General features: G+C 39.1%; 19 protein-coding genes and 1 riboswitch. Of the genes, 9 read left to right on the top strand and 10 right to left on the bottom strand.

The features are described from left to right. The first annotated feature begins 50 nt into the window (after positions 1-50). Entirely contained in the window at positions 51-1,013 is a 963-nt protein-coding gene (locus tag AACV00_RS12045; protein ID WP_004247567.1) for a DUF1266 domain-containing protein, read from the top strand. A 117-nt stretch (positions 1,014-1,130) separates the two neighbouring features. Here the strand turns inward: AACV00_RS12045 and AACV00_RS12040 are convergent, their stop codons facing one another. Next, positions 1,131-2,066: a gluconeogenesis factor YvcK family protein gene (locus AACV00_RS12040; protein ID WP_004247568.1), complete on the bottom strand. Its 936-nt coding sequence runs from the start codon at positions 2,064-2,066 to the stop codon at positions 1,131-1,133. 289 nt (positions 2,067-2,355) lie between these two features. Beyond that, positions 2,356-2,505: riboswitch (molybdenum cofactor riboswitch) on the top strand. On the opposite strand from AACV00_RS12040, the gene moaA reads away from it, so the two are divergent. The 5 genes from moaA to AACV00_RS12015 all read left to right on the top strand — a co-directional run bounded on the left by moaA (position 2,495) and on the right by AACV00_RS12015 (position 5,606). Next, a complete protein-coding gene (gene moaA / locus AACV00_RS12035) occupies positions 2,495-3,475 on the top strand; it encodes a GTP 3',8-cyclase MoaA (RefSeq protein WP_004244473.1) in 981 nt (326 codons plus the stop codon). It overlaps the preceding riboswitch by 11 nt. Before the next feature lie 41 nt (positions 3,476-3,516). Next, positions 3,517-3,996: a cyclic pyranopterin monophosphate synthase MoaC gene (moaC, locus tag AACV00_RS12030; protein ID WP_004247569.1), complete on the top strand. Its 480-nt coding sequence runs from the start codon at positions 3,517-3,519 to the stop codon at positions 3,994-3,996. Beyond that, on the top strand, positions 3,993-4,238 hold the full coding sequence (gene moaD, locus AACV00_RS12025) for a molybdopterin synthase sulfur carrier subunit (RefSeq protein WP_004244475.1): 246 nt from the start codon (positions 3,993-3,995) through the stop codon (positions 4,236-4,238). Before moaC ends, moaD begins: the two co-directional genes overlap by 4 nt. A gap of 1 nt (position 4,239) precedes the next feature. Beyond that, positions 4,240-4,701, top strand: coding sequence for a molybdopterin synthase catalytic subunit MoaE (gene moaE, locus AACV00_RS12020; protein WP_004244476.1), 462 nt, complete (start codon positions 4,240-4,242; stop codon positions 4,699-4,701). Positions 4,702-4,895: 194 nt separating this feature from the next. Further along, positions 4,896-5,606, top strand: coding sequence for a Bax inhibitor-1/YccA family protein (locus AACV00_RS12015; protein WP_004244477.1), 711 nt, complete (start codon positions 4,896-4,898; stop codon positions 5,604-5,606). A gap of 142 nt (positions 5,607-5,748) precedes the next feature. On the opposite strand, the gene AACV00_RS12010 is transcribed toward AACV00_RS12015, so the two are convergent. The 5 genes from AACV00_RS12010 to cecR are packed head-to-tail and all read right to left on the bottom strand — an operon-like array spanning position 5,749 to position 11,510. Next, entirely contained in the window at positions 5,749-6,858 is a 1,110-nt protein-coding gene (locus AACV00_RS12010) for an ABC transporter permease (protein ID WP_004244478.1), read from the bottom strand. A gap of 15 nt (positions 6,859-6,873) precedes the next feature. Then, positions 6,874-8,025 carry an ABC transporter permease gene (locus AACV00_RS12005; protein ID WP_004244479.1) on the bottom strand — a complete coding sequence of 384 codons (1,152 nt, stop codon included), beginning with the start codon at positions 8,023-8,025 and terminating at the stop codon, positions 6,874-6,876. Beyond that, complete coding sequence (locus tag AACV00_RS12000; RefSeq protein WP_004247572.1) at positions 8,018-9,787, bottom strand: ATP-binding cassette domain-containing protein; 1,770 nt, start codon at positions 9,785-9,787, stop codon at positions 8,018-8,020. The genes AACV00_RS12005 and AACV00_RS12000 overlap by 8 nt, the downstream gene beginning before the upstream one ends. 20 nt (positions 9,788-9,807) lie before the next feature. After that, positions 9,808-10,794: a secretion protein HlyD gene (hlyD, locus tag AACV00_RS11995; protein ID WP_004247573.1), complete on the bottom strand. Its 987-nt coding sequence runs from the start codon at positions 10,792-10,794 to the stop codon at positions 9,808-9,810. A 17-nt stretch (positions 10,795-10,811) separates the two neighbouring features. Further along, positions 10,812-11,510: a transcriptional regulator CecR gene (gene cecR / locus AACV00_RS11990; RefSeq protein WP_104459811.1), complete on the bottom strand. Its 699-nt coding sequence runs from the start codon at positions 11,508-11,510 to the stop codon at positions 10,812-10,814. A 310-nt stretch (positions 11,511-11,820) separates the two neighbouring features. Here cecR and rhlE point away from each other — a divergent pair, with 310 nt between their 5' ends. From rhlE to AACV00_RS11975, 3 genes are all read left to right on the top strand, one after another. Then, positions 11,821-13,218: an ATP-dependent RNA helicase RhlE gene (rhlE, locus tag AACV00_RS11985; protein WP_004244484.1), complete on the top strand. Its 1,398-nt coding sequence runs from the start codon at positions 11,821-11,823 to the stop codon at positions 13,216-13,218. A gap of 9 nt (positions 13,219-13,227) precedes the next feature. Beyond that, complete coding sequence (gene dusC / locus AACV00_RS11980; protein ID WP_004247575.1) at positions 13,228-14,160, top strand: tRNA dihydrouridine(16) synthase DusC; 933 nt, start codon at positions 13,228-13,230, stop codon at positions 14,158-14,160. 205 nt (positions 14,161-14,365) lie between these two features. After that, a complete protein-coding gene (locus AACV00_RS11975; protein ID WP_004244486.1) occupies positions 14,366-14,614 on the top strand; it encodes a GlsB/YeaQ/YmgE family stress response membrane protein in 249 nt (82 codons plus the stop codon). 83 nt (positions 14,615-14,697) lie between these two features. On the opposite strand, the gene sseA is transcribed toward AACV00_RS11975, so the two are convergent. The 4 genes from sseA to metC all read right to left on the bottom strand — a co-directional run bounded on the left by sseA (position 14,698) and on the right by metC (position 18,605). Then, complete coding sequence (gene sseA / locus AACV00_RS11970; protein WP_161680296.1) at positions 14,698-15,543, bottom strand: 3-mercaptopyruvate sulfurtransferase; 846 nt, start codon at positions 15,541-15,543, stop codon at positions 14,698-14,700. 12 nt (positions 15,544-15,555) lie between these two features. Further along, positions 15,556-15,741, bottom strand: coding sequence for a hypothetical protein (locus AACV00_RS11965; RefSeq protein ID WP_012367682.1), 186 nt, complete (start codon positions 15,739-15,741; stop codon positions 15,556-15,558). A 285-nt stretch (positions 15,742-16,026) separates the two neighbouring features. Further along, positions 16,027-17,394, bottom strand: a complete 1,368-nt coding sequence (dcuC, locus tag AACV00_RS11960) for a C4-dicarboxylate transporter DcuC (RefSeq protein ID WP_004252125.1) — start codon at positions 17,392-17,394, stop codon at positions 16,027-16,029. A 35-nt stretch (positions 17,395-17,429) separates the two neighbouring features. Further along, positions 17,430-18,605 (bottom strand): cystathionine beta-lyase, encoded by a 1,176-nt coding sequence (metC, locus tag AACV00_RS11955; RefSeq protein ID WP_004244491.1) that lies wholly within the window; start codon positions 18,603-18,605, stop codon positions 17,430-17,432. Positions 18,606-18,863: the final 258 nt, after the last annotated feature.

The raw sequence follows: 18,863 nt of genomic DNA, 5'->3' as shown, positions 1-18,863 counted from the left end.
AACAAACAGTCAATGATTTACAAAGATAAAAAAGACATTAAGGATAGTGAATGAGTGGTTATGTGTATGCAGGGTTTCCAAGCTCTGTAGGAGTCATTATTGGTGGTTTTTTCCTCGTGATACTTTTTAAGTGGTTACGATTTGCATTGCAAGACAATAAATTACCCACTGCTACAATGCCAGCAACAACAGAGCCTGAGCCCGTTTTATCGTCTCCAGCAACAGAAAGCCCAGTAAATCAGTTATTACCCAAAGAATGGGGATTATATGTCGCAGCCCCTTATGCGGTAATGAATGAGTGGGCATATAACGAATATAATCAAGGTAAAGATGATGGTGGGCTATCAGCGGCTTGGGGAGTTAATGATCGGTGGGATTTAATCTACCAATTATTTTGGTTGCTGACTCAAGGTCATACCAATGACTTTTACCAGTTACGTGACCAGATTTTGAATGGCAAAGAAGAAGATATTCAATCATTAAAAAACGATATTTTATTATCTGATTTAACTGAAAATGATAAAAATGAACGTTTATGGCAAATCGATATGATGAACACCAATCGAATGAATATCCAAAATGTAAAATATCTTATTTGGGATCTTTGTCGTTTTAACAAGCTTTGCTTAGAAGGCTGCCAACAAGGTTATATTACCCAGCAAGAAGCACAAACATGGTCATTAATGAGTGCATCAATGCTACGTCGTATTTATGATGGTTGGGAAGATATGTGGCAAAACTTTATTGCTACTCGTTGGTTATGGGCAAGTGGTGATCAAAATTGGGCATCATCACATCAAACATTTTCCGATGTCGTACAAAATATACTCAAAGCAGAAAATACCTTAGCGACAGAAGAAAACTGGGTGATGGAGCTACCGCCATTAGATTTAATGTCTTTTACACGAGCCGTAGCTGGATTAGGTTTTATGAAAAATGACGTACCTATGACACTGGCTGAAATAGAAGAAGTGATCAGCGAACGCATTACCTTAAAAACACTTAATAGCTAATTGCCTATTTGTAAAACAAAATCACGCAGTTAAAGTAAGAAAATAATCTAATAAAAACTAATTAACCGCACTGAGATAGATAATGATTTTAGTGCGGTTTTTTGATTGGTATAACGATTAACTCGCTGTACAAGCGGTATTACGTTGACCTAATTGCTGAAGTGTTAATTCAATAGCTTTACTTAATAGGTGCCTATCATGACGGTAAGGAATATCTTTCGCCTCTAATTGCGCTTGAACAATTAATCGTCCTTTCATTGATTCATATTGTGTTTCTGGACTAATAATCACGGCATCAATAGTTTGTAAGCCAATATAGGTTTCCATCATGGCGATTTTATCTGACATCGTCATACTTGCAGCCGCAGGGCTAAGCTCTTTACCTAAATTACCAATATAAATAGTAGTGGCACTGCTACGACGTAATGCTTTAGCTAAATCAGGTAGCAACAATAAAGGCATCAAACTGGTAAAAAAACTGCCCGGGCCAATTAAAATTAAATCAGCTTGCTCAATGGCTTCAATGGCTTCTCGTGTGGTGGTGACGTCTGGATAGAGTTTTAATTGACGAGGCATCCTCGGTAAATTATCTACATTGACCTCGCCATAGATTTCATTACCTTCATCATCAATGGCCATTAAATCAACCGCTTGTTCTGACATAGGAATAAGATGAGCATTGACTCTAAGTAGACCGCGGATAAGATTAATTGCTTCTAATGGACGAACGCTTAAGTTATCTAAGGCCTTTAGCATAAGATTACCTAAGTTGTGTCCAGCAAGCTCTCCTGTGCCTGAGAAACGGTATTCAAACATCGCAGAAGCAACGGAAGGCTCTGTGATTAATTGATTAATACAATTGCGCATATCTCCCCACGCGATACCGCCTTCGTCTTTACGAATACGTCCCGTGGAGCCACCATTATCTGTTGTCGTGACAATCCCCGTAAGGCGTGTTCCTAAATGGGAGAGTGCTGAAAGCACACGTCCAAGGCCATGACCTCCACCAAGGGCTACAACACGATCTAAATCACTTAGCGTGCGATTTCGCATAATTGTCTTACTCACTTTTAAAAATTTGCCGCTAATTTATCACAATTATAATTTAAGCCTATGATCACGGCGTGATTTCATCACATTCTTAATCTTGAATGAGTATCGATTGCTGGTTATTTAGACAAATAAAAGGGAAGAGTAAGGGGAGTGTAAATAGAATAAAAATAAAAAAAGTGTTGTAAGTCGTTGTATTATAAATTATATAACGAAAACAATATTCGCTTTTTATTAAATAAACAGGTAAAATCCACACATAAAATATTGGTATAAGAACCTGTTAAAAACAGGTAAAGATTAACTCCTAGCCTTAACATCTAAGTCAACAAGCTTTATCCAAAAGATATGATGTTCTGGCCGTGACTAACTAAGTCACCAGGGTGCACGGTAGAAATGCCCGCATCTCCCGAATTTGGAAAGGTGTTATTATGCAACAACTTGTTGATGCGTTTTCCCGCAAATTTTTCTATTTACGTCTATCAATCACAGACGTGTGTAATTTCCGTTGCACTTACTGCTTACCTAATGGCTACAAGCCAAATGGTCATAAGTCCTTTCTATCACTGGATGAAATCCGCCGACTGACTCACTCTTTTGCTGAATTAGGCACAGAAAAAATCCGTTTAACGGGTGGTGAGCCTACGATGCGTCGAGATTTTACTGATATTATCGCGACTATTAATGAAAACCCAGCCATTAAAAAGATTGCTGTGACAACAAACGGCTATCGTTTAGCCCGTGATGTTGCACAATGGCGTGATGCGGGGCTAAGTGCGATAAATGTCAGTGTTGATAGCTTAGATCCCCGCCAATTTCATGCCATTACCGGGCAAGATAAATTCCATCAAGTGATGGAAGGAATAGACGCTGCTTTTACGGCAGGTTATGACAAAGTGAAAGTCAATGTTGTGTTAATGCGCAACGTAAATGATAAAAACTTGCCTGATTTTCTCCATTGGATCAAAGACAGACCGATACAACTACGCTTTATTGAACTAATGGAAACTGGTGATGGTAGTGATGTTTTTAATCGCTTTCATTTATCTGGTGAAGTGATCCGCCAACGTTTACTTAACGAAGGTTGGCTACAAATTCCTCGCGCCCGTAGTGATGGGCCAGCTCAAGTCTTTACTCATCCTGATTATCAAGGTGAAATTGGTCTTATCATGCCTTATGAAAAAGACTTCTGTGTCACCTGTAACCGTTTACGCGTTTCTGCGATTGGTAATCTTCATCTTTGCTTATTTGGCGAAAATGGTATTCCTTTACGCGATTTATTGGCTGATGATGCACAACAACAAGCTCTACAACAGCGTATTCAGGGTGGACTTCTTCATAAAAGAGAAACACATTTTCTTCATCAGGGCGATAGTGGTATTACCCCTAATCTTTCTGTGATTGGTGGATAAGTTTTTTCGCTCTGTTATTTAGTTAATTTCAGGAGTTGTGCATGTCTCAACTAACTCATATTAATGCTGCCGGTGAAGCGCATATGGTGGATGTTAGCGCCAAAGCTGAAACCGTACGTGAAGCACGAGCAGAAGCCTTTGTTGAAATGTCAGCAGAAACCTTAGCAATGATAACCGAAGGTCGACACCATAAGGGAGATGTCTTTGCTACCGCACGTATTGCGGGTATTCAAGCAGCCAAAAGAACATGGGAATTAATTCCTTTATGTCACCCATTGCTGTTAACCAAAGTTGAAGTCCATTTAGAAGCCCTTACAGACTCAAATCGTGTGCGTATTGAATCAGTGTGTCGCTTAACGGGTAAAACGGGGGTTGAAATGGAAGCTCTCACTGCCGCATCAGTGGCCGCATTGACTATCTATGATATGTGCAAAGCAGTACAAAAAGATATGGTCATAGGATCTGTGCGTTTATTAGAAAAAACCGGTGGTAAATCGGGACACTTTAAGGTGGATGCATGATTAAGGTTCTTTTTTTCGCCCAAGTGCGTGAATTAGTGGGTGTTGATTCACTGGAATTACAAAATGATTATCCAACAGTGGATGATTTACGCCGTGCTTTAATTAACAAAGGCGATCGTTGGGCATTAGCGCTTGAAGATGGCAAATTGTTATCCGCGGTAAATCAATCCTTTGTTCAAGGCACTTATGCCATTAAAGACGGTGATGAAGTGGCTTTTTTCCCACCTGTAACAGGGGGCTAAGATGAGTACATTGACCCGTATATCAGTCCAAAACGAACATTTTAATGTTGGTGATGAATATCAATGGTTGTCAGAGTGTGAAAGTGATGGTGCGGTCGTCACTTTTACAGGAAAAGTGCGTAATCATAATTTAGGTGATGAAGTTAATACGCTAACTCTAGAGCATTATCCTGGTATGACAGAAAAGGCGTTAAATGACATTGTTGAGCAAGCACGCGCGCGTTGGCCTTTACAAAGAGTCAGCGTCATCCACCGTGTTGGCCAATTAAATATTGGTGAAGAGATCGTGTTTGTTGGTGTGACCAGCGCACATCGCCATAGTGCTTTTGAATCCGCAGAATTTATTATGGATTTTTTAAAAACGCGCGCGCCTTTTTGGAAAAAAGAGGGGCTATCAGCTAACCAAGATAGATGGGTTGATGCTCGCCAAAGTGACTATGATTCAGCTAAGCGTTGGGAATAATTCATCAAGCGAAATCAAAGACAACATCACTTTACTTAAATTTATTTTACGGTGACATTCTATACAGTTTATTTCGTGGAAATGTAACATTAGTGTGATAAAATTAATCACTAATGAGTCCATAATGGGCTCTTTACTGAAATAAACGTTATCGTTAAATTCAACGTTATCACTATGATTAAAGGGTAATCATCATGGATCGATTTTCACGTTCAAATGATTCAATCGTACAGCGCACTGGTACAGGTCTACAAACCTTTATGGCGCAAGTGTATGGCTGGATGACAGTAGGTCTGTTACTTACTGCATTTGTTGCTCTGTATGTTGCATCCAGCGCGACTTTAATTGAGATGATCTTCACTAATAAGATCTTTTTCTTCGGTTTGATTATCGCTCAATTAGCATTAGTTTTTATATTATCCGGTATGGTACATAAAATGAGTGGTGCGCTTGCTACAACCCTCTTTATGCTCTATTCCGCATTAACAGGTGTCACTATTTCGAGTGTGTTAATTGTTTATACTTACTCCTCTGTTGCTAGCACTTTCTTTATCTGTGCGGCAATGTTTGGTGCATTAAGTGTTTATGGTTACACCACTAAACGTAGTTTAACTGGGATGGGTAGCTTCCTGTTTATGGGGCTTATCGGTATTATCATTGCTTCTATTGTTAATATCTTTATGCAAAGCAGCATGATGAGCATGGTTATCTCTTACGCAGGTGTACTGATTTTCGCTGGTTTAACCGCATATGACACACAAAAATTAAAGGATATGGGTAGCGAAATTAATCAAGAAGATAAAGAAAATATGCGCCGTTACTCAATTATGGGTGCATTAACGCTTTATTTAGATTTTATCAACCTGTTCTTAATGTTACTGCGTATTTTAGGCGATCGTCGTTAATCATAAACTGCGTCGTTTAATAACCGCATAGTTAAATCCCATAACCTCTTCAGTTATGGGATTTTTTGTATTTATAAAATACGGGCAGCAAGTCGTTATTTATAGCGTGAGATGTTTATTCTTATCTATCAAGGTACAGATTTTATACTATCTTCCTGCGGAAAAGATAATAGGCAATAGATCCTGTCCCAATAGCAATAACAATCAGTGCCCATAAACTATGCCATATTACGGTAATATCGGCATTTTTGAGGTAGATTTGTTTGGTAATATCGGTGAAATGACGGATTGGGTTTATCCATGTGGCTTGCTGTAACCAAACTGGCATATTTTCCACTGGAGAAATATAGCCTGATAATAATACTGCGGGCATCATAAATACGAACACACCAATAAATGCTTGTTGTTGTGTTGAACTTAACGCGGAAATCAAAAGCCCAAAACCTACCAGCGATAAACCGTAAATAAGCATGGTAAAGTAAAATAATAGCAGTGAGCCTGAAAAAGGTATTTGATAGCCGAAAATACCGATAATTAATACAATGGTTCCCTGTACTGCCGCAACAACCATGGCAGGAACCGCTTTTCCCACAAAGATTTGCCAAGTTGATAACGGTGAAACTAATAGCTGATCTAATGTCCCTTGCTCTCGCTCTCTAGCAACAGACAGTGATGTTACTATCATTACCCCGATGGTGATAATTAAGGCTACTAAAGAAGGCACAATAAACCATTTATAGTTTAAATTGGGGTTATACCAATTGCGTACTACTAATTCGCTTTTATTCAGTAAAGATGGGGTATCGCCGGCTAATTCTGTTTGATAATTTTGCACAATTTGTTGTACATAATTTGCCGCAATTTGTGCACTATTAGAATTACGTCCATCAAGAATTAATTGTAATTTTACCGGAGTATGACTGGCTAAATTAGCACTAAAATTTTGTGGAAAACGCACTAATAGCAAGGCTTTACGATTATTAATCGTCTCTTTAATTTCATGTTCACTTTTTAATAATAGGGTTTCAGAAAAAGCACTGGCTTTGGCTATGCGTTGGGTTAATTCAATAGATTGTTTACCATTGTCTTCATCAAAAATAGCAACAGAGGCATTGGTAACATCAAGGGTGGCCGCAAAAGGGAATAAGATCATCTGAAAGATAACCGGTAATATTAAGATAATCCGTGTTTGCGGCTCTTGTAATAATGACTGTAGCTCTTTCATTATCAGGGTGAGAAGACGATGAAACATAAAAACTCTCCCTTATTAATCTAAGCGACGACGTGTTGCTAACGCCGTTAAGCCAATAAAAAAGATGGCTGAAACAATTAATAGCCACATATCCAGCATTAAGATCATCGGAATATCTCCCGCTAAGAAGAGTGTCTGTAAGCTACTAACAAAATAACGTGCGGGAATAAAATAGGTCACTACTTGAATAAAAAATGGCATGCTATCAATTTCAAACACAAAGCCTGATAACATCACCGCAGGTAAAAAAGCCGCATTAAGCGAGATCATTGCCGCGTTAAATTGATTGCGAGTTAGGGTGGAGATCAATAGCCCCATACCTAGTGCAGTGGCTAAAAATAGTGAAGTAATACCCGCTAAAATCCATAATGAGCCACGGTAAGGCACGCCTAATATATAGACAGTGACCAACATACATAGCACCATAACAAAACTGCCTAATACTTGATAAGGAATAAGCTTGGAAAGCAGTAATTCTGTGCGTGTAATTTGGGTTGAGAGTAAGGCTTCCATGGTGCCACGCTCCCATTCTCGAGCGATAACCAAAGAGGTTAGAATAGCCCCAACCACGGTGATGATAATAGTGACGGCACCGGGAATAATATAGTGTTGGCTGATGGCGGCAGGGTTAAACCAATACCTTGGCTCAATTTCAATTAATGGTTGCTGTTGAATGCCTTGACTTAAAGCTTGTTGCTGTAACCAGATTTGCCAAACCCCTTTGGTATAGGCTTGTACAAAGTTTGCGGTATTTGGCTCACTACCATCGGTGATCACTTGAATGGGAGCTTTGCTATCTTGTCGGGCTAATAATTGCGCAAAGTCGACAGGAATAACCACAATGCCACGAATTTCTCCGGCTTGCATTTTATCGATAAGCAATTGGCGATTATCGCTAATGGTGGCGTTAATATAGGGAGAGTTGGTAAAAGTATACACTAACTCTTGTGCCGGTTGGCTTTGTTGGTTAGTTAGTATACCAATATTTAATTTGCTTGAATCTAAGTTGATACCGTAACCAAAAATAAACAGTAAGGTGAGGGGGATAACAATAGCAATAAGCGCGCTACTGGGATCACGGGTGATTTGTTTAGTCTCTTTTAAACAAAGAGCATATAAACGTCGCCAAGAAAAATGTGCAGGTGATGATTGAGACGAATTACTCATGTTTTTCGCTCCCTTGGTGATTTTCTTGTTCAAGTTTTTTATCGTAATCCAGTACTAAGCCAATAAAAGCATCTTCCATAGAGGGGGTCGGATTTTCTTCTGTTGCTACCATCTGTTTTAATGAATCCGGCTCGCCTGCTGCAATAATTTTTCCGCGATAAACCAAACCGATACGATCACAATATTCAGCTTCATCCATAAAGTGAGTCGTTACCATCACTGTTACACCTTTATCCACCATTCCATTGATATGAAGCCAGAATTCACGGCGTGTTAAAGGGTCAACCCCTGAGGTAGGTTCATCAAGAAAAAGAATATCTGGCTCATGCATCAAAGAGCATGCAAGGGCAAGACGCTGTTTATAGCCAAGAGGTAAGGTATCGGTGATTTGATTAATCATTGGCTGTAAGCCAAATGCGGTTATCATATCATTAATTTTATTGCGCTGTTGCTTACCATATAATCCATAAACCCCAGAAAAAAATTTCAGGTTTTGCCCCACTTTTAAGTTGCTATATAGCGAGAATTTTTGTGCCATATAACCTAAATGTTGGCGAGCTTTACCTGAGCTGACTTTCAGATCCATACCTAACACTAATGCTTTACCACTCGTTGGTACTAATAGCCCGCACATCATCTTAAAAGTTGTCGATTTTCCCGCACCGTTAGGGCCTAATAATCCGAAAATCTCCCCACGTTTAACTTGGAAATCAACATGATCAGTGGCGGCAAATTGACCGAACATTTTCGTTAATTGTTGTGCTTCAATAACGGTTTCATCGGGTGCTGGGGGGATTTGTGGCATGATCTCCGCCAGTTCAGATTTATGAGAAGGGCCACCACCTAATAAATCAATAAAGGCATCTTCAAAGCGCGGTGTCGCCGGAATAAGTTTTGCATCTGGTTTTCCTAAGGCGTTTAACAATGCTGTTTGGTCACTGTGTTTTTTTAAGATCAATCGTACAGATTGCCCTTGGATCACGCCATCGGTCACTTGAGGTTGTATAATGGCTTGTTGCAATACTTTTCGACGCTGATGACCTTCAACATTGAGTAAAAAAGAGCGTCCCGCCATTTTAGCCGTTAAGGTCTGAGGTACACCGCTATAAAGTAATTCACCTTTATTCAGTAGCAGAATGTTTTTACATTGTTCTGCTTCATCAAGATAAGAGGTACTCCATAAGATAAGCATGCCATCACCGGCTAAGGTATGAACCATTTGCCAAAGCTCTCGACGGGCAATGGGATCAACACCAACTCCCGGCTCATCTAATAACAGGACTTTGGGACTACCTAATAGAGTACAAGCTAACCCTAATTTTTGTTTCATCCCACCAGAAAGATTACCCGCTAGACGAGAGGTAAAACGTGTTAAGTCAGTAAAAGAGAGTAGCTGTTGATAAACTCTTTTTCTCTCTTCACCGATAACATTTTTTAAATCTGCATAAAGGTTGAGATTCTCTAGCACAGTGAGATCTTCATATAAGCCAAATTTTTGTGGCATATAACCGAGGATAGCCCTAACATCAACACTCTGTTTTTGCGGATCCATTCCTAAAATTTTGATCTCACCAGCATCAGGTTTTAGTAATCCTGCTAGCATGCGGATTAGGGTTGTTTTTCCCGCACCATCAGGGCCGACAAGACCTGTGACTGAACCACCGGTAATGGTGGCGGTGAGTGAAGCAACCGCCGGTTTTTCAAGCCCAATAAAGCGTTTTTCAACACCGCTTAAATTGATGGTGTAATTTGTGTTATCCATATTGATTGCCTCTCCTCAACTTAATGAGTCGGTGCAAATTTCAAGGTCACTGGCATTCCTTGGCGTAATGCATCATCAGCATCGGTGACAACCACTCTTATACGATAAACTAGATCAGTGCGTAGTTCCGGTGTTTCAACGCTTTTAGGGGTAAACTCAGCGGTTGGCGAAACAAAACCTATAGTGCCATGATAAGGCTTATCTTTGCGACTGTCGGTATAAAGATACACTTCGCGATTAGGTATCGCTTCACCTAAATGATTTTCACTAATATAAGCTCTAACCCACACAGGGTTAGTTAAAGAAACAGTAAAAACAGGGCTTCCTGCTGATAAAATAGTGCCAGGCTCCACAGCACGAGTCAGTATAGTTCCTTCTGCAGGTGAGGTTAATTTGGTGTCTTGAAGATTAAGCTCTGCTTGGGCAACTGCCGCTTTGGCTTGAAGTACTTGACCTCTTGCCATATCAATATCTTCTTGGCGATAACCATTTTGATATTGATTGAGTTTGTCTTGTGCTGCTTTTAATGCCGCAGCCGCTTGGTTACGATTATTGCGGGCACTGTCTAAGTCATTGGCTGAAATAACTTTGCGATTAGCAAGATCTTGTTGTCGCTTATAAAAGTTTTCAGCATATTGCCATGCGGCACGTTTTAATGACACATCTGACTGGGCTTGTGCAATTTCTTCACTGCGGTAACCAGCCTCCATTAAGGCTAATGAAGCGATGGCACTATCACGTTCACCATAAGCTTTATTTAATGCATTAATGTAAGGTGCATCATCGAGTTGGCCTAATAATTGACCTTTGGTGACCGGCGCACCTTCATCAACTTGTAGTTCCGCTAACTTGCCTGCAACACGAAAACTTAAGTTAACCGTCCGAATATCAACATTTCCATAGAGTACTAACTCAGGATCTTTGTTCTCTTCATAATAATAGATACCTGCGATAATACCGATAATAATCATTAAGATAATAAAGACACTGATTTTTTTCGTTTTCATAATAACTCTATTTATATTTATGCATGGTTGTTATGAGTATAGATCTCTCTTAGTCCATCAAGTAGTAAAGTAATATGTACTTTTAAGGTATTAGAAATAATTTCATATTCCTGTTTACCAATTCTATCCCATCCAGTTTGGCGTAAAATGGTTTCTCGTACTAATCGAAATGATAGCACCTCTCCCAAAATAGCGTGAGTATGTAGCATGGTTTTTGGTAAAGTTGGATCTAAGCCAATATAAAGTGCTAATAAACGATTTACACGAGTTAATAGCGGAGATAACGCTTGCTGGTGGATAAGGGAATAGGCTTCTGTGGGAACAAGTTGTTCTCTTGCCATAATACGACTGATATGTACATTGCTTTTATCAAGTACGAGTCGGGCATATTGCAAAAAACTGTCAATGATCAGTTTTTGTAATAGGGGTAAGTGCTCTGTTGGATTAGGTTTTTCAATAAAATCATCAAGTTGTGCAACGGTGGGTTCAAAATCAATTCGAATTAAATCGGCAATATACTGTGCAACAGCGAGATATAACCCTTCTTTAGAGCCAAAATAGTAAGCAATAGCCGCGATATTTTGCTTCGCAGCTTGCGCAATCTGGCGAGTTGTGGCGCCATCAGGCCCATTTTTACCAAAGATTTCACAGGCAGCTTCTAATAACTGTCGTTTTGCAAGTTCCCCTCGAGTTTTCTTTTGGTGTGTGTCTGGCATAAGGATACCTTACTTAAGTAAAATGTAACAAAGAAATAACATTAAAATAGTCGTTATTGAAAGTAGTATATTCGATGATATTGAGTAACAGGATAAATTTGTAGTAAATAATGAAATAAAGATGACATGTAATAAAAAAAACATGATTTATTTAAAAATTATTTTTATATTCGCAAGATAGCAAAACTGTTAAAATGACCGCTATTAGGTTAACCTGATAAGGTTCATTCTCTTTCACCTTGAGGTGAAAGCCCGTCATTTTTAATTTCAATCACCGTGTTATACGTTCTGGTTGTAGGAGATTTCTGTTTTGACCGATTTTACATCGCTTGGTTTAAGTGAGGCGCTTCTCCGCGCTATTGATGAACAAGGGTATAAAACCCCAACCCCTATTCAACAACAGGCGATTGAGCCGATTTTGGCGGGTAAGGACGTATTAGCAAGTGCACAAACGGGTACGGGAAAAACGGCCGCATTTACATTACCGATACTGGAAAAACTCGCTACATCAGCAGAGAAAACGAAAGGGCGTAAGCCAGTTAAAGCACTTATTTTAACCCCTACACGTGAATTAGCTGCACAAATTGCCGATAACGTAAAAGCTTATAGTCGTTATTTACCTATTCGTTCATTGGTGGTTTTTGGTGGCGTTAGTATCAATCCTCAAATGATGAAACTACGAGGTGGCGTCGATGTTTTGATTGCAACACCGGGCCGCTTACTTGATCTTGAACATCAAAATGCTGTCGACTTATCTCGCGTTGAAGTATTGGTGTTAGATGAAGCTGATCGTATGTTAGATATGGGATTTATTCATGATATTCGTCGAGTCATCAATAAGTTACCGAAAAAACGACAAAATTTACTCTTTTCAGCGACTTTTTCAAAAGAGATAACAGGGCTTGCTAACTCACTACTCAACAATCCTATAAGTATTGCTGTTGCCCCCAAAAACTCAGCGGCTGAATCTGTTGATCAATATGTCCATTTAGTGGATAAAAAGCGTAAGACAGAGCTGTTATCACACTTAATTGGTCTAGAAAATTGGCCTCAAGTTCTTATTTTTACTCGAACTAAACATGGTGCGAATAAATTAGCTGAACATCTTAATTTAGATGGCATCAAATCAGCGGCGATCCATGGTAATAAAAGCCAAGGAGCTAGAACACGTGCTTTAGCTGATTTTAAAGACGGTAAATTAAAAGCGTTAGTTGCCACTGATATTGCAGCGCGGGGACTTGATATTGACCAACTTCCTTATGTGGTCAACTTTGAATTACCGCAGGTAGCAGAAGATTACGTTCATCGTATTGGTCGAACAGGGCGTGCGGCGGCAACAGGTAAAGCGATATCTTTAGTTTGTGTTGATGAACATGGCTTATTAGCCGATATTGAACGCTTATTAAAACGTGAAATTCCTCGTTTAGCATTAGAAGGTTATGATCCTGATCCCTCAATAAAAGCGGCACCTTTGCATAAAAAGCCAAAGAATAAAGCACGTAATAATAAAGAAGGCGGACATGGTCGTGCTGATATGCGTGGCAAAGATAATCGCCATACACCACGTAATAAAAATAGTCGTAATCAAAAAGAGAGTGAAACGGGTGAGATAAAACAGAATAAATCTAAACCAGCTAGACGTTCACGCAAACACGATGATGATCGTGATAATCAAAATCCTTGGTCAAAAGCTAGAAAAGAATTTTGAGGCTAAACTGTGCGAGTCCTATTAGCGCCAATGGAGGGGGTGTTAGACCCCCTTGTGAGAGATCTACTGACGGCGATTAATCATTACGATCTCTGTATCACGGAATTTATTCGCGTTGTTGATTCATTATTACCGCCAAAAGCATTTTATCGTTTATGCCCTGAATTACACACCCAAAGCCGCACGCAAAGTGGCACTTTGGTGCGGGTACAATTATTAGGGCAAAATCCACAATGGTTGGCAGAAAACGCTTTTCGAGCCGTCTCTTTAGGTTCATGGGGGGTTGATCTTAATTGTGGTTGTCCTTCTAAAACCGTCAATGGTAATGGTGGTGGTGCCTCGTTATTAAAACAACCAGAAACGATTTATCAAGCAACTAAAGCGATGCGTGGTGCTGTACCTGCGGATTTACCTGTTTCTGTAAAGGTCCGATTAGGGTGGGATTGTTCATCTTATTGTCATGAAATTGCCGATGCCGTAGAACAAGGTGGCGCGACAGAAATTACTATCCACGGTAGAACAAAAGAAGATGGTTATCGTGCTGATAAGATAAACTGGCAGGCGATTGGTGAAATTCGCCAAAAATTGACTATTCCCGTTATCGCTAACGGTGAGATTTGGTGTCGAGAAGATGCTATCTCTTGTTTAAAGATAACCGGCTGTGATGCGATTATGATAGGTCGCGGGGCGATGCATACGCCCAATTTAAGTAATGTGATAAAAGGTATTGAAGAAAAAATGCCTTGGTCACAAGTGATCCAATTACTTAAACGCTATATTCGTCTAGAAAAGCAAGGGGATACCACTTATTACCATGCTTCCCGTATAAAACAGTGGTTGGGATATTTAAGGAAAGAATATCAAGATGCTGATGCACTTTTTAGTCAAATTAGAACGCTAAAAACCTCACCTGAAATAGCCAAAATAATAGAAGCGTTATAATAACCACAATAGGTTATTAATAGCCAAAACCAGCATTAATAATAAGGTGCTGGTTTTTTCTATAAAAAGGTAAAAATATCTGAATATGAAAAAAATAATTGCTGTTTAAGTACAATTATTGGAAAAAATCACTATTTCGTCTTACACTCTTAAAGTGACCATTTTTAATATACTATCTATATTATCACTACATTTAGGGGGAACTATGGGATTTCTTTCTTGGATTGTGTTCGGTCTTATTGCGGGTATCTTAGCCAAATTTTTAATGCCTGGCTCGTATGATATCGGCCTTATCTGGACCTGTATTCTAGGTATTGTGGGTGCTGTAGTTGGTGGTGTAATTAGTAATTTCTTTGGTAAAGGCAAAGTAGATGGTTTCAATTTTGGTAGTTTTGTCGTTGCCGTAATAGGGGCAATCGTTGTGCTTTATTTAGCAAAAATATTTGCCAGTTAATTGGAAATAAAGAGTCTATTAATACTATTAAACCCGCATCTGCGGGTTTACTTTTTTGCGTTAACTTCACTATCGCTTTTATTTTATTCGCATTCACAAGGTAATGCGTTTTCTGCTCCCCACTGCGCCCAAGAGCCATCATACAGTGCGATATTTTGGCAGCCCAATAGAGTTAAAGCTAAAAATAGAATAGCCGCAGTCATACCTGAGCCACAACTGACAATAATTGGCTGAGATAAATCGACTCCCGCTTGTTCAAAAATGTGCTGTAATTGCGCTTTATCTTTTAATTGTCCATTAATGACTAAGCTATCCCAAGGAACATTTTTACTATTGGGAATATGGCCCCTACGTAAACCAGGGCGAGGCTCTGGTGCTCTGCCATAAAATCTATCCGCCGAGCGAGCATCAATGATTTGATTTTGTTGCGTGGTCAGATTATCCAGTATTTGTTGTTTATCGACACAGCGTTGAGTGTGGCGTGTGACGATAAAAGGGTGAGTGGCTGGGACTTTGGGCGTTTCTCCTTGTTCAAGGGGGAACCCCGCTTCTTGCCAAGCTTGTAAACCACCGGCCAGAATACGCACCTTGTGACAACCTAAGGTAGTAAAAGTCCACCAGCCACGAGGTGCTGAAAAGAGATTGCCGATATCATAGAGGATCACTGTTGTATTATTTGAAATACCTAACTGAGTTAAGGTTTCAGAAAACAGTGTGTCAGATGGCAACATATGTGGTAATGATGTTGTTTTATCGGCGATTTCATCCAGATCAAAAAAATGGGCACCAGGAATATGACGTTCAAGATAGCGCTGATGATAGTCAATATCTTGCGTAGGCATAGGCGCGCTAACATCAACTATCACGAGATCTTGAGCGTCGTGATGTTCAAAAAGCCATTGTGGAGTAACAAAATAATCAAATTCCATGGTGCAACCTCTTTATTTCGTCGATGGTGAGCTATCTGGTAGAGCTGGAAATTGCTGTGCTGGTGAGCGATTAGGTTGAGTTTGCTCTGTGTCTACCGGTGTGGTTGAGCGCGTATAAATATTTAGTCCGGCAAGAAAAACGCCCCCAAGGGAGCCAAAAGCCAGTAGTGCGATAACAACAAGAAGTAATTTTTTCATAAGATTTATGTGCAGATGAATGTTACTAAAAAGTATATCTAGATATGCCATTGAAACAAGTGCTGTACCACATAAAGCAGTAAATTGGTTAGTATTAAAATACGATATCGCTGTTCAAAAAACAAACAAATTTGGAATATAATAATACCTAGTTTTAATTATGGTGATAGTTATTGTTTAGGGTGATGGATAATAACAAAAAGCCCTTAAACTCAGGAGTCACCGAGTTTAAGGGGAAGGGAATACAACTTATTATTTTATTTGATACACAATCGGTGCTGTAAATTATGTGTATAAAAACCAGAATGTCATCGCTAAGTTAACGGTAGCGGCGATAGCCATTGGAATTGCGGTTCTTTTCACTATTTGGAAAGGTGAGACATTGGCAATTCCTGCAATAGCAACAATAGCTGCCGTAATAGGTGAAACTGTGCGACCAAAGCTGGTCATAATTTGCATAGGTAAAATTAAAGTGATGACATCGACTTTTAAGAACGCAGCAATTTTGGGTGTTAATGCGGCAAATGAAAAGAATGCAGCATTACCCGATCCCATTAAAAAGGCTGCTAATGCTAAGATGGCACTCATCACAATAATCATCGCAGCAATACCAAAGCCAGCATCTTGAGCAGAACTAATTAAGGTATCTACCGCGCCACTTTTTAGTAATCCATTAGCAAAAAATTCCCCAGATACAATCAACGATACAACTAAAACAAACTGTTTTCCCATGCCTTCAAAGAACAACATAAAACTGTTCATTACCGCTTTAGCATCGCGCAATCGCACATATTCAAAGACTAGTGCAATAACCGTACTAATAATCATTGCGGTAGTCACTTCTAATTTAATGTAATTATGAAATAACGGACTAAAACCAATAATAAGAATTAAAGGGATCACGGGTAATAAGGCATATGATAATGGCACCTGACTTCCTTCTTCTTTTACATTATCAATAGCTGTTGGGTCGAAAACAAAACCCTCACGTTTATCCCACCAACGTTGAATAAAGAAATGGGTAATAGCAACCGCAATGATAATAGGAATAGTGATAGGGAGTTGGTGTTGAACAAAATAGACTGCAGGTTCAATATCCGCTGTTTTAGCCGCCATAATAACATTTCCAGAGCCGGGTCCATGATCAATAAATTGACAACAACCGATAACAGCTAAAGCAGATAGAGGACTAATACCTGAGCGAATTAAAATAGGGTACATCGTTACCATGAGTAACATTCCTAAACCTGCATGGCTAGGAATAAAAATAACTAAAATTTGTGTGACTAAAAATGAAATAACCAGTAATAAGTAGGGGGATTTAATCGTTTTTAATGGTTTTTCAAAAATAGCAAATAAAGCTCGGCTGGCGCCCACGTGTTCCATATAACGTGAGAAACCAGCAATTGCCATTAAGGTTAAACCTAAACCCGCTAAACGCGAGCTCATAATATCGGTAAAAATTTGGAAAATATCAAAATACTTAAATTGTGTAGATTTATTTTCCGGTAATAAAGGGTTGAGATCGAGAGAAGCTGTAAGGAGCAATAACAGCATGCCTCCGAGTAATAACACAGGTTGAGGTTTATAACCTCGAGCCAGCAAATAAACTACCAACGCAGTAACTAGCGCGGCAATAATTAAACCAGTCATAATTAATTCCCCAGTGTCGTGATGCAGTATTGTTGTTATTGATTTAATGCACTAAATGCTTGGGTGAGATCTGCAATTAAGTCATCAGTAGACTCAAGACCAATATGTAAACGTACAAAAGGACCGTGGCCTTCACGCCAATCTGTTGCTGTTCTGGCACCCATAACATTGGCGGGTAATGCAAGACTTTCAAATCCTCCCCAAGATGCACCAATACCAAATAAGGTTAATGCATCAATAAATTGTTCAGATTGTTTAATGGTATATTTTTGTTTAAATTCAATGGTTAATAATCCATTACTACCTTTACAATCACGTTTCCATAAGTCATGGCGAGGATGTGTGGGTAACTCTGGAAACCAAACTTTGGCCACTTCAGGGCGTGTTTCTAACCACTGAGCGATAGCCAGTGCTGATTTACCATGATTTGTAAGACGTTGAGCAAGAGTCCTCATTCCTCTCAGGACTAAGGCGGCATCATCAGGGCTACTTGCTTGACCAAGAGCTTCTGGTAATGCCCCAATTTGTTTCCATGCGGTTTCATTTGCGATCATAATGCCCATCATGACATCTGAGTGACCGCATAAATATTTAGTTGCAGCAATTACAGAAACATCAGCACCTAATTCCAAAGGGTTATAAAGCCATGCCGAGCCCCAAGTATTATCCACCCCAACAGGAATATTTTTTTCATGAGCGATATGGCAAATTTCTGGTAGATCCAGCATTTCATAAAGTAATGAACCCGGTGATTCAACGAAAATAAGTTGAGTGTTTTCTTGAATTTTTTGCTCGAAATCTGAACCGTCAGTTTTAAAAAAGCTATAAGTGATATTATTAGGCTCTAAAAAAGCAGAGGCTATTTTACGTACGGGTTCATAGACAGAATCAGCAAATAAAACATGCCCACCACTTCGGGCGTAGCCCATAATAGTAAATGCAATTGCGGCTAGCCCTGTAGGAAAGAGCTGTGCTCGATAACCACCTTCTAATTCAGTTACTAATGCTTCAAGTGCAAACGCTGTTTCTGTACCACGAGCACCATAGCTTAATACTCGTTCAGTAATACGACGATCGCGTATTTCACGCCAACTTTTTATTGAATCAAAAACAATAGTACTGGCTCTCATAACAGGAGGGTTAATTGGGCCAGATGTTTTAATTGCTTGACGCCCACTATGTATCAATGTTGTTTGTTTATTCTGTTTCATTATTTATATCTCCGAATATAGAAAATAAGATCTCCCAGTAATTAATTTAGAATTTAATTACTATTTTGAGCTGGAAATTTGTAGTTGCTATTATTTATAACAAAGATATTTATTTTTAAAATATCTATTTTTAAAAAATGATGATCTTGCTCTAATTTTTTATCATTAATTATTCTAATTAAATCTTAAAGATTGTTTAAGATTTAAAAGGTATAAATAATAAATTAATTTTATTTTGCAACTTATTGAATTTTAATT

This window comes from Proteus sp. G3927, assembly GCF_963894685.1.
In the GTDB taxonomy this organism is placed as follows: domain Bacteria; phylum Pseudomonadota; class Gammaproteobacteria; order Enterobacterales; family Enterobacteriaceae; genus Proteus; species Proteus mirabilis.
Note: the sequence above shows the minus strand (reverse complement) of the source record. Positions and strands in the feature narration are given on the sequence as shown.